Source organism: Bacillus sp. AFS029637 (assembly GCF_002584985.1).
Taxonomy (GTDB): domain Bacteria; phylum Bacillota; class Bacilli; order Bacillales; family Bacillaceae_G; genus Bacillus_A.
This window is the reverse complement of the sequence record NZ_NUPZ01000023.1, coordinates 274,750-289,400: the sequence shown is the minus strand read 5'-3', so window position 1 is coordinate 289,400 and position 14,651 is coordinate 274,750. Positions and strand designations below refer to the sequence as shown.

Annotated in this window: 18 protein-coding genes; 5 read left to right on the top strand and 13 right to left on the bottom strand. The window is 36.2% G+C overall.

Annotated features, from left to right (window positions below; all coding sequences use genetic code 11):
* Positions 1 to 16 precede the first annotated feature (16 nt).
* Complete coding sequence (locus COE49_RS12725; RefSeq protein ID WP_088231067.1) at positions 17 to 691, top strand: SIMPL domain-containing protein; 675 nt, start codon at positions 17 to 19, stop codon at positions 689 to 691.
* Between the two features lie 134 nt (positions 692 to 825).
* Positions 826 to 2,115, top strand: a complete 1,290-nt coding sequence (locus COE49_RS12720) for an NCS2 family permease (protein WP_098253391.1) — start codon at positions 826 to 828, stop codon at positions 2,113 to 2,115.
* A gap of 34 nt (positions 2,116 to 2,149) precedes the next feature.
* On the opposite strand, the gene corA is transcribed toward COE49_RS12720, so the two are convergent.
* The 9 genes from corA to spoIIM all read right to left on the bottom strand — a co-directional run bounded on the left by corA (position 2,150) and on the right by spoIIM (position 10,199).
* The gene (corA, locus tag COE49_RS12715; RefSeq protein WP_140417382.1) at positions 2,150 to 3,112 is read right to left on the bottom strand and encodes a magnesium/cobalt transporter CorA; all 963 of its coding nucleotides are present in this window, start codon (positions 3,110 to 3,112) and stop codon (positions 2,150 to 2,152) included.
* Between the two features lie 60 nt (positions 3,113 to 3,172).
* On the bottom strand, positions 3,173 to 4,477 hold the full coding sequence (locus COE49_RS12710; protein WP_088231064.1) for a pyrimidine-nucleoside phosphorylase: 1,305 nt from the start codon (positions 4,475 to 4,477) through the stop codon (positions 3,173 to 3,175).
* Between the two features lie 7 nt (positions 4,478 to 4,484).
* Positions 4,485 to 5,306, bottom strand: coding sequence for a purine-nucleoside phosphorylase (locus COE49_RS12705; RefSeq protein WP_088231063.1), 822 nt, complete (start codon positions 5,304 to 5,306; stop codon positions 4,485 to 4,487).
* A 12-nt stretch (positions 5,307 to 5,318) separates the two neighbouring features.
* Positions 5,319 to 6,503 carry a phosphopentomutase gene (gene deoB / locus COE49_RS12700; protein WP_088231062.1) on the bottom strand — a complete coding sequence of 395 codons (1,185 nt, stop codon included), beginning with the start codon at positions 6,501 to 6,503 and terminating at the stop codon, positions 5,319 to 5,321.
* 366 nt (positions 6,504 to 6,869) lie between these two features.
* Complete coding sequence (locus COE49_RS12695; RefSeq protein ID WP_140417381.1) at positions 6,870 to 7,613, bottom strand: FixH family protein; 744 nt, start codon at positions 7,611 to 7,613, stop codon at positions 6,870 to 6,872.
* Positions 7,614 to 7,758: 145 nt separating this feature from the next.
* Complete coding sequence (gene xerD, locus COE49_RS12690) at positions 7,759 to 8,649, bottom strand: site-specific tyrosine recombinase XerD (RefSeq protein ID WP_088231060.1); 891 nt, start codon at positions 8,647 to 8,649, stop codon at positions 7,759 to 7,761.
* A gap of 6 nt (positions 8,650 to 8,655) precedes the next feature.
* Positions 8,656 to 8,886 carry a YqzK family protein gene (locus COE49_RS12685; RefSeq protein WP_140417380.1) on the bottom strand — a complete coding sequence of 77 codons (231 nt, stop codon included), beginning with the start codon at positions 8,884 to 8,886 and terminating at the stop codon, positions 8,656 to 8,658.
* 103 nt (positions 8,887 to 8,989) lie between these two features.
* Positions 8,990 to 9,445: a ferric iron uptake transcriptional regulator gene (gene fur, locus COE49_RS12680; RefSeq protein ID WP_000392656.1), complete on the bottom strand. Its 456-nt coding sequence runs from the start codon at positions 9,443 to 9,445 to the stop codon at positions 8,990 to 8,992.
* A 106-nt stretch (positions 9,446 to 9,551) separates the two neighbouring features.
* Positions 9,552 to 10,199, bottom strand: a complete 648-nt coding sequence (spoIIM, locus tag COE49_RS12675; RefSeq protein ID WP_098945912.1) for a stage II sporulation protein M — start codon at positions 10,197 to 10,199, stop codon at positions 9,552 to 9,554.
* 126 nt (positions 10,200 to 10,325) lie between these two features.
* Here spoIIM and COE49_RS12670 point away from each other — a divergent pair, with 126 nt between their 5' ends.
* Positions 10,326 to 10,877: a GNAT family N-acetyltransferase gene (locus COE49_RS12670; protein WP_088231057.1), complete on the top strand. Its 552-nt coding sequence runs from the start codon at positions 10,326 to 10,328 to the stop codon at positions 10,875 to 10,877.
* A 24-nt stretch (positions 10,878 to 10,901) separates the two neighbouring features.
* Here the strand turns inward: COE49_RS12670 and COE49_RS12665 are convergent, their stop codons facing one another.
* Positions 10,902 to 11,441, bottom strand: a complete 540-nt coding sequence (locus tag COE49_RS12665) for an NUDIX domain-containing protein (RefSeq protein ID WP_088231056.1) — start codon at positions 11,439 to 11,441, stop codon at positions 10,902 to 10,904.
* A gap of 74 nt (positions 11,442 to 11,515) precedes the next feature.
* Between COE49_RS12665 and mciZ the strand changes: the two genes are divergently transcribed.
* Both mciZ and COE49_RS12655 read left to right on the top strand, forming a co-directional pair.
* A complete protein-coding gene (mciZ, locus tag COE49_RS12660) occupies positions 11,516 to 11,650 on the top strand; it encodes a Z-ring formation inhibitor MciZ (protein WP_000870296.1) in 135 nt (44 codons plus the stop codon).
* A 127-nt stretch (positions 11,651 to 11,777) separates the two neighbouring features.
* Complete coding sequence (locus COE49_RS12655; RefSeq protein ID WP_088231055.1) at positions 11,778 to 12,692, top strand: aldo/keto reductase; 915 nt, start codon at positions 11,778 to 11,780, stop codon at positions 12,690 to 12,692.
* Between the two features lie 29 nt (positions 12,693 to 12,721).
* On the opposite strand, the gene COE49_RS12650 is transcribed toward COE49_RS12655, so the two are convergent.
* From COE49_RS12650 to COE49_RS12640, 3 genes are all read right to left on the bottom strand, one after another.
* The gene (locus tag COE49_RS12650; RefSeq protein ID WP_088231054.1) at positions 12,722 to 13,549 is read right to left on the bottom strand and encodes an aldo/keto reductase; all 828 of its coding nucleotides are present in this window, start codon (positions 13,547 to 13,549) and stop codon (positions 12,722 to 12,724) included.
* 121 nt (positions 13,550 to 13,670) lie between these two features.
* The gene (locus COE49_RS12645; RefSeq protein WP_088231053.1) at positions 13,671 to 14,195 is read right to left on the bottom strand and encodes a GrpB family protein; all 525 of its coding nucleotides are present in this window, start codon (positions 14,193 to 14,195) and stop codon (positions 13,671 to 13,673) included.
* A 68-nt stretch (positions 14,196 to 14,263) separates the two neighbouring features.
* Positions 14,264 to 14,527, bottom strand: coding sequence for a YqkE family protein (locus tag COE49_RS12640; RefSeq protein ID WP_088231052.1), 264 nt, complete (start codon positions 14,525 to 14,527; stop codon positions 14,264 to 14,266).
* Positions 14,528 to 14,651 lie beyond the last annotated feature (124 nt).

Sequence of the window (14,651 nt, the reverse complement as noted above, 5' to 3'; positions counted from 1 at the left end):
AAGGATGGTGATGGAAATGCAAGGTGGAATGAATCCGTACTTACATAATATGCGCACGGCAAATACCGGCAAAGAAGCAACGATTACTGTACAAGGAGAAGGAATCGTAAAAGCAAAACCAAATGTTGTCATATTAACACTCGGCATTCGAACAGATAATAAAAATGTAAAACAAGCGCAAGAAGAAAATGCAGTGCAATCAAAACAATTGCTTGATGCACTTAAACAGCTCGGTATTGCTGATAAAGATATAGAAACGATTTCTTATACGATTACGCCTCAATACGAATATATAAATGATAAAGCATTACTACAAGGCTACCGTGTGGAGCATTTGTATGAAATTACCGTTTTAAATGTACAAAAAGCAGGGGAAGTATATGATATAGCTGTTTCAAATGGTGCGAATGTAGCAAAAGGATTGCGTTTTCGAATATCTCATCCAAATAAATATTATGAGCAAGCTCTCATTCAAGCCCTGCAACAAGCAGTAGAAAAAGCTCGTGCTATTGCGAGTACATACAATTTAAACATTAATCCTGTTCCACTCTCATTCGTTGAAGAATCCGCCCAATTACCGAGAGAAATTACATCTTATGCTACTACTTTACATGCACAAGCAGCTCCGCCCATTCAATCAGGAGAATTAGAAATTATATCTTCTATCCGGGCTATTTTTACGTATTTATAAGGAAATTCACTTATAAGTAACCGTTATCATTTTTGTTGTTGTAAAAACATGATGTTCTGATATAATAAAGGTCGGTGAACTCTTACAAAAGAGATTTCACGGGTGGGAGAGGGATATGAAAAAGAAGGTTTAACATGAAAGGAATACTTGAAAGAACATTTAAATTAGGTTTACACGAAACATCACCAAAACAAGAAGTTTTAGCTGGCGTTACGTCATTTTTCACAATTGTATATATTATGATTGTAAATGCGTCAATCTTATCAGATGCTGGCATTCCTCTTGAAGCTGGAATTTTGGCAACTGTTTTCAGTTCATTCGTCGGATGTCTGCTCATGGCATTTTGGGCAAACGCACCTGTTATTCTTGTTCCTGGTATGGGTGTAAATGCATTCTTCACGTACACCGCTGTGCATACGCTTGGGTTAACTTGGCAGGAAGCATTAGCAGCTGTCTTTATCTCTGGTATTATTTTTACAATTGCCGCTTTTACACCAATCGCCCGCACGCTTTCAGTATCGATTCCAAAGTCATTAAAGGAAGCTATCACTGTCGGCATCGGATTGTTTCTAGCATTTATCGGATTGCAAAAAGGTGGTTTAGTCGTTTCGAATCCAAATACTGCTGTTGCAATGGGGAAATTAAGTAATCCTGTCGTTCTTGCGACATTACTGACCCTTATCGTTGCACTTGTATTATTTATTCGTAACGTACGTGGAAACTTTTTATGGACGATTGCAATAGGAACTTGTATCGCATGGGCATTTGGCCTTGTTGATACGAGTCAAATGGGAAATAGTTCATTTTCATTCGCTAATTACGGCGATGTATTTGGAGCTATGTCATTTGAGAAACTTTCTTCCTTACCGTTTTGGATTGCAACATTCTCCTTAAGCATGGTACTTATTTTTGAGAACATGGGACTATTGCACGGTTTATTAGAAGATGATCGTAAATTCCCACGTGCTTACCAAGCCAATGCAATTTCAGCAATGACATGTGGTCTATTTGGCACAAGCCCTACTGTTTCAACTGTAGAGAGTGCTGCAGGTATTACTGCAGGCGGTAAGACAGGTCTGACGTCTATCATTACAGGAATGCTATTCTTCGCATCACTGTTTGCGCTTCCGTTTGTCAAATTAATTCCTGATAGTGCCATTGCACCTATCTTAATTATTATTGGCGGTCTGATGATTACAAGCATTCAACAAATTCCTCTGAACGACTTTTCAGAAGGATTTCCAGCTTTCTTAATTATCGTTATGATCCCGCTCACATATAGTATCGCTGATGGCATTGCATTCGGATTTATTGCTTATCCTATCTTAAAGGTTGCTCTTGGAAAGCGTAAAGAAGTTGCACCATCTATGTATATCATTACATGCTTATTTTTAGCCATGTTTGTATTACATGCCATTGGTTAAGTAGAAAACACCGAGGATTTCCCTCGGTGTTTTTTTACTTAAACCATCCTTTTTTATAAAACCAAGCCATCATTCCGCCACCAATTAGCGCCATGATAAGTAGGCAAATAAAATAACTATACTGTCCGCCTAACTCCGGCATATGCGAAAAATTCATTCCGTATACTCCTGCAATAAATGTTAATGGCATAAAAATAGTTGAGAAAACAGTTAATGTTTTCATAATATTATTCATATGGTGCGAGTTTAATGAAAAATAGCTATCTCTAATATCTGCCGTTAACTCTCGGCTCGCTTCAATCATTTCAGTCAGTTTAAGTAAATGATCATGTATATCTTTAAAATAAATTTCATGATCACTTATACCGTAAAATCGAGTTGAATTTAAAATACGATATAATAAATCACGCATTGGAATAATTGTACGCCTTAGTTTAGATAAATCTGCACGTATATCAAATACCTCTTCTAGCACACTTCCTGCTGTCTCACCTGTTAAATTATCATCAATTGCATTTAAATGATCTTCAATGTAGTAAACAGGTGCAAAATAGTCATCTACAATTTGGTCTATAATCGTATGCGCTACATGTAAAGGCCCCTTCTTAATCCGTTTCTTTTCACCAAGCGTTTTCCATACTCTTTCAATCGCATTGTTATGAGAAAAATGGAAAGAAACAATATAGCGATCACTAACAAATAAATCGATTTCATGTGGTTCAAGCCCATCCTCACCAAATCCGTGAAGAACTAAAAAGTTATATCCATCATAGAAATCAACTTTTGGCCTCTGTACATATTCTATACAATCTTCAATTGCCAGGGGATGGAACTTAAAATGATCTTGCAAAATATATGTATACTCTTCTTTCGTTGGCTTATATAAATCGAGCCAATACCATACAATATGGTCTTTCGTTGTTTCTTCTAGCGAAACGTCATATAATACTTCGTCTGTTTTTGTTATTGCACAAATTCTAATCATAATTTCACCCATTATTATTATAAACAAAAAATAGTAAAAAAAGCCAAGGAGAAATCTCCTCAGCCTCTTTTATTACTTCGTTACGATACCATGTACTAAAGTTGGTGCATCTACGTGTTCTTTAGAGATCTTCATGTTCTCATAAATTTTCGCTTTTACATCTTCAACATTTTCGCGGTTTGCGTAAATTGTAACTAGTGAGTCACCTTTTTTCACGCTGTCCCCTACTTTTTTGCGAAGCATTAAACCAACTGCTAAATCAATTTCAGACTCTTTCGTTGCACGTCCTGCTCCTAGAAGCATTGCTGCTGTTCCGATTTCGTCTGCAACGATTTCTGATACATATCCATCTTCTTTCGCTTCCACTTCAATTTTAAATTGTGCTTGCGGCAATTTAGAAGGATCATCAACAACAGATGCGTCGCCGCCTTGCGCTGATAAGAACGTTTTAAATGATTGTAACGCTTTTCCGTTGTTCATTACTTCAATTAATTTTTCACGAGCATCTTCTAAAGATGAAGCTTGTCCAGCAAGGTATACCATTTGACTTCCAAGTGTTAAACATAACTCTTCTAAATCTTTCGGTCCTTTACCTTGTAATGTATCAATTGCTTCTTGTACTTCTAATGCGTTACCAATAGCCTCACCAAGTGGTTGACTCATATCAGAAATAACTGCCATCGTATTACGACCAACGTTATTACCAATTCGTACCATCGCTTCTGCTAAACGTTTTGCATCTTCATCTGTTTTCATAAATGCGCCTGCTCCAGTTTTTACATCAAGAACAATCGCATCTGCACCAGCAGCAATTTTCTTACTCATAATCGAGCTTGCAATAAGCGGAATTGAGTTTACTGTTGCTGTTACATCACGAAGTGCATATAACTTTTTATCAGCAGGCGTTAAGTTTCCACTTTGGCCGATTACAGCAATTTTATTTTCATTTACAAGACGCATGAATTCTTCATTTTCAATTTCCACATGGAATCCTGGAACTGCTTCTAATTTGTCAATTGTACCACCAGTATGTCCTAAACCACGTCCAGACATTTTTGCAACTGGTACACCTAAAGCAGCTACTAATGGACCTAATACAAGTGTCGTTGTATCACCAACACCACCTGTTGAATGCTTATCTACTTTTACTCCTTCAATAGCTGATAAATCGATTGTATCACCGCTATTTACCATTGCCATCGTTAAATCAGCACGTTCTTGATCGTTCATATCTTGGAAGAAAATTGCCATTGCAAGTGAACTTACTTGATAATCAGGAATATCACCATTTGTATATCCTTCAACGATAAAGTTGATTTCTTCTGTCGTTAATGCATGTCCATCACGTTTTTTTGCAATTAGGTCCACCATTCTCATTGTGAAGTCACCCCTTCATTTGTTTTACGATTGCTTTTACTAATGCTAAGAAGTTAGCTTTAACACGTTCTGTCGTTTCGATTACTTCATCGTGGTGAAGTGGCTGATCTAAAATACCAGCTGCCATATTTGAAATACAAGAAATACCAAGTACTTTCATACCAGCATGACGCGCTACAATTACTTCAGGTACTGTTGACATACCAACTGCATCTCCGCCAATTGTACGAATCATACGAATTTCAGCAGGTGTTTCATATACAGGACCTGTCATTCCAACGTATACACCTTCTTGTACTTTAATATTTAAATCTGCTGCAACTTGTTTCGCCATTTCGCGAAGTTCTGTCGTATATGATGTAGACATATCAGGGAAACGTACACCCATTTCAGAATCATTTGGTCCGATTAATGGATTTGTACCCATGAAGTTGATGTGATCTGAAATTAACATAAGGTCACCTGGCTCAAATGATGTATTTACACCACCAGCTGCATTCGTTACAACAACTGTTTCTACACCTAGTTCTTTCATAACACGAACTGGGAATGTTACTTTTTGCATATCGTATCCTTCATAGAAATGGAAACGTCCTTGCATTGCTACTACAGGAACACCTTGAAGTGTACCGAATACTAATTGACCTGCATGACCTTCTACAGTTGACACTGGGAATTCAGGGATTTCACTGTAAGGTACTGTTACTGCGTTCTCGATTTCATCTGCTAATACACCTAGTCCTGATCCAAGGATTAGTCCTACTTGTGGTGTTTCTTGGAATTTCTCTTTTAAGTATGAAGCTGATTTTGTAATAAGTTCACGATTCATTTTTTTATCCCCCTATTTCTTTAGCTCGTTTAAGAAGCTTGTGCCGTATTCTGGCATTTTCACACCGAAGTTTTCTGCTACTGTTGCACCAATATCAGCAAATGTTTGACGAATTGATAATTCTTGTCCGCCTTCTTTCATGCTTGGGCTATATGCTAATAACGGTACATATTCACGTGTATGATCAGTACCGTGGTGAACTGGATCATTACCGTGATCTGCTGTAATTAATAATAGATCATCTTCTTTTAGTTTTTCGAATACTTCTGGAAGACGTGCATCATATTCTTGCAATGCTTCTCCATATCCTTGTGGATCACGGCGGTGACCAAATAATGCATCAAAGTCAACTAAGTTTAAGAAACTAAGACCTGTAAAGTCCATGTTTAATGTATCTACAAGTTTATCCATTCCATCCATATTAGACTTCGTACGAAGTGATTCCGTTACCCCTTCACCATCATATATGTCAGAAATTTTACCGATCGCAATTACATCATAGTCACTATCTTTTAATTCATTCATTACTGTGCGGCCAAATGGCTTTAACGCATAGTCATGGCGATTTGGTGTACGTGTGAATTTACCTGGCTCACCAACGAATGGACGAGCGATAACACGTCCTACCATATACTTCTCATCTAATGTTAATTCACGTGCAATTTTACAAATTTTATATAACTCATCAAGTGGCACTACTTCTTCGTGTGCTGCGATTTGTAGTACGCTATCAGCAGACGTATAAACGATTAAAGAGCCTGTTTCCATTTGCTCTTGACCAAGTTCATCAAGAATTTCAGTTCCGGAAGCTGGCTTATTACCGATAATTTTACGGCCTGTTTTTTCTTCTAATTCATCAAGTAATTCTTTCGGGAATCCTTCAGGGAACACTTGGAATGGCGTATCAATGTAAAGTCCCATAATTTCCCAGTGTCCTGTCATTGTATCTTTGCCCGTAGATTTTTCTTGCATTTTTGTATAATATCCAAGTGGCTTTTCTACTTTAGAGATACCTTTCATTTCACGAATGTTTCCAAGACCTAATTTCACCATATTCGGCATTTGTAATCCGTTCATATGCTCAGCAATATGTCCAATTGTATCAGAACCTAAATCACCAAATTGCTCCGCATCCGGTGCTTCACCGATTCCCACAGAGTCCATTACGACTAAGAATATACGTTTATATTTATTCATAACTGCGACCTCCTATAAGTTCAGTTCTACTTCTTGTAGTATGTTCAAAACGCTATAAAGTGAAACTGTTATCCATAAGAATTATATTTCGTTCTCATTGTCAAACAGTACTTCTTTCAATCATTCTCTAACCTATTTTGTTTTACTGGAAACGACTTAAAAACATTTCTAATTTTTTCTAAGTCAGATGTCAGACATCTGATATTGATATCATAACATGTTTACGCTTTCTTTTTAATACATTTTCGTAGAATTTCTCATTTTCTTCACACTTCTATTGTAATCCATTATACAAAGAAGTGCTAACTATTTTGTGACTTATTTCTTTATAATACAAAATAAAAAGCAGCTCTAAAGAGCTGCTCATTATTTGACTTCTACTGTTTCTTCTTTATGTTCATGCAGTTCGCCTTTTCTCACATGCACTTTCACTTTGTAAGTACCGTTCTCTTTAAAAGTATGTTTACTTTCATATTCTCCTTTATTCCCTTCTTTCGCAGGAATAAATTCGTGTTTTTCAACACCATCTTTCCAAATCTCAAGTTGGACTTCAGCACCCGTTAATGCCTCTTCTTTTTGCTTTAAATGAACTTTCATCGTTGATTCAGCATTTGCTTTTATATCACCAGCCATAAGGTGAATCATTGTGTCACTTTTGTGATCGCCGTGTCCTGCATCGTGATCGTTACTTTCTTTTTTCGCATCTTCTACTTTCGCATTTCCTACAGCAACTTTTACTTCCGGCATAACATGCATCTCACGTGCATTAGTGTGAGCGATAATATGGTATACTCCATCCGTCTCAAACGTTTTCTCTACTGCATAAACACCTTTCCCTTTATGCTTACCATTTAACATCTCGTGCTTTTCGTCGCCATCTTTCCAAATTTCAAACTTTACATCATCAGCATCCGTTACTTTCTCTTTTCCTTGTGTAACAAGTGCTTGTACTTCTGTTTTTTCACCTGGTTTAATTTCTTTCGGATTTGTTTGAACCGCTACTTTTACAGCCTCAAGTTTCTGTTCTTTTTTCGGTTCTTCTTTGTTTGTATTACAGCCAGCCAACGCTAGCATCGCGATAAATAAAGTCATAATAAGTTTTTTCATCATCATTTCCTCCTTCATACTGTATTTAGTATAGAGGAAATACATTGTAATATTCCAGTCTTCTACTGAAAACAATGTACGAAATGTTTGTGAAGTTTCTGTGAAACGATCTTTCCTTCTGAATCTATGAAAAAAAAGAGCATAGTAACTATGCTCTCGGATGAAACTGTTTATATACATCTTTTAATCTAGTTTTTGAAACGTGCGTATAAATTTGCGTCGTCGAAATATCGGCATGTCCAAGCATTTCTTGTACAGCACGTAAATCTGCCCCATTTTCTAATAAATGCGTAGCAAAAGAGTGACGCAACGTATGCGGTGTCAGCTCTTTTTCAATATTTGCTTCTTTCGCTAATCGTTTTAAAATTTTCCAAAAACCTTGTCTCGATAATCGATTACCATGATGGTTTAAAAAGAGTGCATCTACTACTTTTTTACCCATCAATTCTCGTCTTCCTTTTTCAATATACTTTTGAATCGCTTCCGTCGCTAAACTTCCTAATGGAATAATTCTTTCTTTATTCCCTTTCCCTATGCAACGAACAAACCCCATCGTTAAATGGACATCTTCTAAATTTAGTGCGATTAATTCTGAAACGCGAAGTCCTGTCGCATACAGTAACTCTAGCATCGCCTTATCACGAACTCCAAAAGCACTCGTCATTTTTGGTGTCTGAAGTAACGCCTCTACTTCATCAACTGATAATACTTTTGGTAATTTCCGCTCTCCTTGCGGCGTTTCAATATGTACGGATGGGTCGTGTTCTACCGCCCGTTCACGAAGTAAAAATTGGTGAAACGAACGAATCGATGCTATATGACGTGCTAATGTTTTCGAAGATTTTCCGTTTTCTTTTAAATGTTGTAGAAAGTTAACAATATGCAAGCGTGTCACTTCATGAAAAGTTTTTGCCTGTTCTACATTTTGCAAATACTTTACATAACTTTTCAAATCACGTTCATAAGATACTACTGTATTTTTCGCTAATCCCTTTTCGACAACCATATAATGAATAAAATCTTTTAATTGATCTTCCAATCTACACTACTCCCCACTTTCATAGAAAAACATCATTCTATTTACGAAAGCATCCTTTGCCGGCTCTTCATTCCCTGATACTTTTTCTACAGTCTCTTCTTTTGGCTTTTCATAACGATGATAGCTTTCATATTCTTCATTTATCCATAGTATAGCGAAATAAAACAAAATCGTACAACTTGTAAATAATAAAAATACTTTTATTCCATCAAAAGTTAATTTTAAAGCTCGGCGCATTGTAAATTCCTCCAAAATATAAGTTATTACAACATATGCCAAGCTTTCACCAATTTATACCTTATTCAAATAAAAAACCTCTTCCTAGATAAATAGGAAAAGGTTATTTTTCATCCGTTTCAATTTCTTGACAATTTTTACAAATCCCATGGAATGTTAAACGATGATCTTTCACCTTAAAGCTCCAGTCTCGTTCTACTTTCCTTTCCACTTCACCAAGTAAATCTTCTTGTATTTCTTGTACAGCACCACATTGTGTACAAATCAAATGATGGTGAAAACGCTGCGCACCTTCTTGGCGTAAGTCATAGCGTGAAACACCGTCTCCGAAGTTAATCTTATCGACAACTTTCAACTCAGATAATAGCTCTAAAGTTCGATAGACGGTTGCTAATCCGATCTCTGGCGACTTTTCTTTTACAAGGAGGTAAACATCTTCTGCGCTTAAATGATCTTCTTCATTTTCTAGCAGCACACGAACTGTTGCTTCACGTTGCGGTGTTAATTTATAGCTCGCTGCATGTAATTGCTTCTTAATTCGTTCAATTCTTTCTTCCATTCGGTACTACTCCCTCCTCGCCACTCTTACACCATTATATCAGAAGAAGGGCTTCTGTCAAAAGAAAAACAATAAAAACAAATTGATAATTATTCTCAAAAAGTATTTATTTTTTATTAATAGCTTCAACGACTTCTTTCATTAAAACTGGCGATGCATAAGCTTCCACACTAGAAGCAAGAGCTAACACCGCTCCAATCACAAGAAAAAAGCATGTATAACGAATTAATAATGGTAATAGTGGCTCCGTTATTTTCCGGATAAATTGATGCCTAATCATTCGCAAAGAAAAGCTTGCGGCAATCGTTGTCATAACGAGAAATACTGGAATTATGATTAGGTTTTGTGGCAATACAGATACGAATGCAAGTAATAATCCATTCCAACCATGCTGACTTACTAAAAAACCTACTGTAAATCCAACAACTACTCCTTTTACAAATAATAAAATAAAAATAAGTGGCAATCCAATAATTGAAATCCCTAAAATCCAAATAAAGCCGATGTATTTTAACTGCGAAAAGTAACTTTCTCGAAACATTTCGCCCGCGATAGCAAATTCTCCTTTAGAAACTTGTCCAAAAAAACGCTGTAAATAAAATGATAAATCTTGTTTTTGATTTATTTGTAAACTATTCACAAGAATGGCTCCAAATATTACTCCCATCAATAATAAAACAGCGTTAAATATATATAATGAAGAGTTTTCCAGTATGTGAGACGTTACACGGTCTTGCCAAGTTTTTCGCCACATTTTTCTTCCCTCCGTTCACACTATTACTAAAAATGTATGAAAGAAAGAAAAAAAGTATGACGAATTAACATTGAAATTCCGCTCTACTTTGCTAAACTAAAAAGTAGAGAATAGGAGGGATTTCTCTTGAAACCATTATTATTAGATTTTCCAACATTATTTCAAACTGAACGCTTACAAGTTCGCAAACCGTTTCCAGGTGATGGTGCCGAAGTATATGAAGCAATCCAAGCTTCCCTAGAAGATTTAGTGCCGTGGATACCAATTAACGCTGAAACAGAAGAGAGTGCTGAAGAAATTGTTCGTAACGCTCACGGGCAGTTTTTACTTCGTGAAACACTTGATTTTCACTTATACGATAAAGTATCAGGTACATTCATCGGGGCGATTACGCTTAAACCTGAAAACTGGGATATTCCAAAGTTTTCACTTCATTTCTGGCTACATAGCGCTTATACAAAACAAGGCTATATGACCGAAGCTATTAAAGGTGCCATTCAATTTGCCTTTGATAAACTAGGTGCTAGAAGAATTGAAATTCGTACTGATGCAACAAATACAAACGCATGTAACTTAGCAGAACGTTTAGAATTTATTTTAGAAGGCACGATGGAAAATGATTTCCTAGCGCCGGATGGTAGCTTACGTGATGCACGTGTATATGCAAAAATTAATTAAAAAACACTCGCCTTTGGCGAGTGTTTATTTTTGTAGTTGTAAATATTGTACTGCAAACATCGTCTTCGCATCATGAATACGAAGATCCTTCATAAGGGTAATCGCTTCTTCTAATGATACTTCCATTAACTCCACAAACTCATCTTCATCTAAAGCTGCTTTATTTTCTTTTTTTGTCAAACCTGTCGCTTTATATACATATAAAATTTCATCTGCGAATCCTGGAGATGTATAGAAAGAAGTAATGAGCTCCATGTTTTCACATACATATCCTGTTTCTTCTTCTAATTCACGAACTGCTGTCACCTCAGGTTTTTCACCTGGTTCTAACTTACCAGCTGGAATTTCTATAATCGCTTTTTCAAGAGCTTTACGATACTGCTCAACAAGCACAATTTTCCCCTCATCAGTAATAGCAATAATAGCAACTGCACCAGGGTGATTTACAATTTCACGTTTACTCATTTCTCCATTTGGTAATACTACATCATCAACACGAACTTTTATAACTCTACCATCAAAAATCGGCTCAGTTTTTACCGTTCTCTCTGCAAGATTACTCATATTACTTCATCTCCCTGTTCTATTTCCTATTCTTTCCTCATACATTTTACCACATTGAAAGGAGCGTGATAGAAATGAAAGTTTATATTTTACCAAATCGCGTCACTTTAGTCGGAAAAGCATGGCAAATTCGCCATAAGCTCAAACAATATGGCAAAGAGTATACAACTGTACAAGAGTGGATTACAGCAAATAAAGTGAAACATTAATCAGATGGGGCCATCCACCTCTAATTAGTAGCCCACATCAATCGGACTTTTACAACATGCGTCTTCAAAAGTAAACGTTTGTCAACCTCTTTTCCCTCTCGTACAATAAAGGGAAGGAGGTTGACTTATGAAAAAACGTCAATTAGGAAACTCAGATTTATTTGTTACAGAAATGGGCCTTGGCTGTATGTCTCTCGGTACATCTGAAACAGCAGCCATGCGTATTATCGATGAAGCAATCGATTTAGGGATTAATTTTTTTGATACAGCAGATTTATATGATTATGGATTAAATGAAGAATTTGTTGGAAAAGCCTTAAAGGGAAAACGAGACAAACTGGTTCTCACAACGAAGGTTGGAAATAGATGGACAGAAGAAAAAAATGGCTGGTCTTGGGATCCTTCCAAAGCTTACATAAAGGCTGAAGTAAAAGAAAGTTTACGTAGACTTCAAACAGATTATATTGATCTTTACCAGCTACATGGTGGGACAATTGAAGATCCTATAGATGAAACAATTGAAGCTTTTGAAGAATTGAAACAAGAAGGTATCATTCGCCATTACGGTATTTCTTCTATACGTCCAAATGTCATCCGTGAGTATGCAAAACGCTCAAATATCGTTAGCGTACTAATGGAATATAGCCTTTTAAATCGTCGTCCAGAAGAATGGTTCCCACTTCTTACTGAACATCAAATTAGCGTCATTGCTCGTGGACCACTTGCAAAAGGAATTCTAACTGACAATAATGCAAGAAAGATAGAAAGAGTAAAAGAAAAGGATTACCTTTCTTATTCATACGATGAATTAAATACAACACTAGCGAGTGTAAAAGAAGCGATTGGAGAACGCTCTTTAACAGGAACAGCTATTCAATATTGCTTACATAACGAAACTATTGCAGCTGTTATACCTGGTGCAAGCTCCATTCAACAATTGCAAGAAAATGTACAGGCTAGTACACAAACACAGTTAACAACAGCAGAATATATACAACTTCAGCAAATTGCTAAATGTGATACCTACGCTTTACATCGTTAGAAAGACGCTACCATACTGGTAGCGTCTTTTTATAACGTATCATATTTATCTGGATTCGTTCCTACATGTAAATTACGATTTAACGTATTAATTTGATTCATCTCTTCTTCCGTTAGGGAGAAATCAAAAATAGTAAAATTCTCCTGAATACGAGATGGTGTAACAGATTTAGGAATTGTAACAATTCCACTTTGAATATCCCATCTTAATATAACTTGCGCAGGTGTTTTTTCATATTTGTTAGCAATAGCTTGAATGATTGGATGCTGGAATACTTCGCCGCCCCTCATTAATGGACTCCATGCTTCCATTTGAATTTGCTCACCTTGACAGAAAGCACGCAATTCAAATTGCGCTAACATCGGATGAAGTTCCACTTGGTTTACCATTGGCTTCACTTTACAATTTGGTAATAACAATTCTAAATGATGTTGATGAAAATTAGAAACACCAATTGCGCGCACTTTACCTTCTTCATATAATTTTTCTAAAGCTCGGTACGTATCAACATACTTTCCTCTAATTGGCCAATGTATTAAATATAAATCTACATAGTCCATTTGTAATTTCTTTAAGCTTTTTTCAAATGCCTCAAGTGTTTCCTCGTATCCTTGATCGTCGTTCCAAACTTTTGTTGTAATAAATATGTCTTCTCTCGGAATCCCTGATTCACGAACCGCTTCTCCGACACCGCTTTCATTTTCATATACAGTTGCTGTATCAATTGAACGATATCCAACTTCTAGCGCTGTTTTTACTGCTTGTTTTACTTCGTCGCCTTCTTTCGCTTTATAAACGCCTAGGCCAATCATTGGCATTTTCACGCCATTATGAAGTGTAATTGTTGGAATATGCACAGTCGTCTTCCTTTCATTGTTACATTTTTATAAACCACAACTTTATTTCAACAATATTTATCCCAAAAGTCAAAACTTACGTACAGTTTACATAATAATTTTATACACGAAACACGTGAACTCAATTATTCACGTTTCCCTCTCTCCATTCTTTCGCTTTCTCATCCACATTACGTACAAACTCATTTTTTCCTTCCGTATATTGCATGCCATCATATGTATATTTTTCGGCTAATTCTTTCTTTAAAGTTGCATATGCCTCTGCTTCTTCACAATGAGCCATCATATAGTCACGAAATGCTAAATGCCTTACTATCTCGGGATTTCCTTTTTCAAACACGTGTAAATGATACGAGCGTTTTTCCTCCGTTCCATGAATAAAAAAGCGGCGTCCTGAAATACCATTTTCCCCTTTGACGATGTAACCAAGCTCTTCAAAACGTTCATTCCAATGATCTACTCTATCGATACTCTCTACTTCCATAATCATATCTATAATTGGTTTAGCTGCCAGTCCTGGCACTGACGTACTTCCAATATGATGGATTTTCACCATTTCTGGCATCGCTGACTTTAATCTTTCAGCCTCCATTTGAAATTTTTCGTTCCAATGATTTTCATACGGAACGACTACAATTTTTCTCATTTTAACTCCCCTTTTCTTACAAACTCGTCAAAAAATGATCAGTGGTATTTCACTGATCATTTTTGTTATTATTTAAAGTCTTTCCAAGTAAGATTGCTTTCACTTAACAGTTCTTCAAATGATTTATTTTTTTCACGTTCTTTTTGTTCTTGACGCTTTCTTTCTAGTTCTGCTGCCTCTTTTTTCTCTTCTCTCACTTGCAACTCTTTTTTCTTATTCTTTAATTGTTGCATGAGTGAATCATTTAATTGATCCCCTAATGTTAGCGATTCATTCTTTTGTTGATTCACTTGAGATTGTCTTTGTATTTGTCTTTGTTTCTTTTTCTTCATGCTGCTCACCTTTTACTTTTTTCTCCATTATAGTAGATACTCGGTAGAATCGACAATAAAAAAGGTTCCTTACGCTATTATTCTTTTTTTGTAAATATGTTAATTTTTCGAAAAAACTAAATTT

What these genes read in the sequence shown, in the direction of transcription:
- COE49_RS12725 (WP_088231067.1), top strand. Translation starts at nt 17, where the DNA reads ATGCAAGGTGGAATGAATCCGTACTTACATAATATGCGCACGGCAAAT.
- COE49_RS12720 (WP_098253391.1), top strand. Translation starts at nt 826, where the DNA reads ATGAAAGGAATACTTGAAAGAACATTTAAATTAGGTTTACACGAAACA.
- corA (WP_140417382.1), bottom strand. Translation starts at nt 3,112, where the DNA reads ATGGGTGAAATTATGATTAGAATTTGTGCAATAACAAAAACAGACGAA.
- COE49_RS12710 (WP_088231064.1), bottom strand. Translation starts at nt 4,477, where the DNA reads ATGAGAATGGTGGACCTAATTGCAAAAAAACGTGATGGACATGCATTA.
- COE49_RS12705 (WP_088231063.1), bottom strand. Translation starts at nt 5,306, where the DNA reads ATGAATCGTGAACTTATTACAAAATCAGCTTCATACTTAAAAGAGAAA.
- deoB (WP_088231062.1), bottom strand. Translation starts at nt 6,503, where the DNA reads ATGAATAAATATAAACGTATATTCTTAGTCGTAATGGACTCTGTGGGA.
- COE49_RS12695 (WP_140417381.1), bottom strand. Translation starts at nt 7,613, where the DNA reads ATGATGAAAAAACTTATTATGACTTTATTTATCGCGATGCTAGCGTTG.
- COE49_RS12685 (WP_140417380.1), bottom strand. Translation starts at nt 8,886, where the DNA reads ATGCGCCGAGCTTTAAAATTAACTTTTGATGGAATAAAAGTATTTTTA.
- fur (WP_000392656.1), bottom strand. Translation starts at nt 9,445, where the DNA reads ATGGAAGAAAGAATTGAACGAATTAAGAAGCAATTACATGCAGCGAGC.
- spoIIM (WP_098945912.1), bottom strand. Translation starts at nt 10,199, where the DNA reads ATGTGGCGAAAAACTTGGCAAGACCGTGTAACGTCTCACATACTGGAA.
- COE49_RS12665 (WP_088231056.1), bottom strand. Translation starts at nt 11,441, where the DNA reads ATGAGTAATCTTGCAGAGAGAACGGTAAAAACTGAGCCGATTTTTGAT.
- mciZ (WP_000870296.1), top strand. Translation starts at nt 11,516, where the DNA reads ATGAAAGTTTATATTTTACCAAATCGCGTCACTTTAGTCGGAAAAGCA.
- COE49_RS12655 (WP_088231055.1), top strand. Translation starts at nt 11,778, where the DNA reads ATGAAAAAACGTCAATTAGGAAACTCAGATTTATTTGTTACAGAAATG.
- COE49_RS12645 (WP_088231053.1), bottom strand. Translation starts at nt 14,195, where the DNA reads ATGAGAAAAATTGTAGTCGTTCCGTATGAAAATCATTGGAACGAAAAA.
- COE49_RS12640 (WP_088231052.1), bottom strand. Translation starts at nt 14,527, where the DNA reads ATGAAGAAAAAGAAACAAAGACAAATACAAAGACAATCTCAAGTGAAT.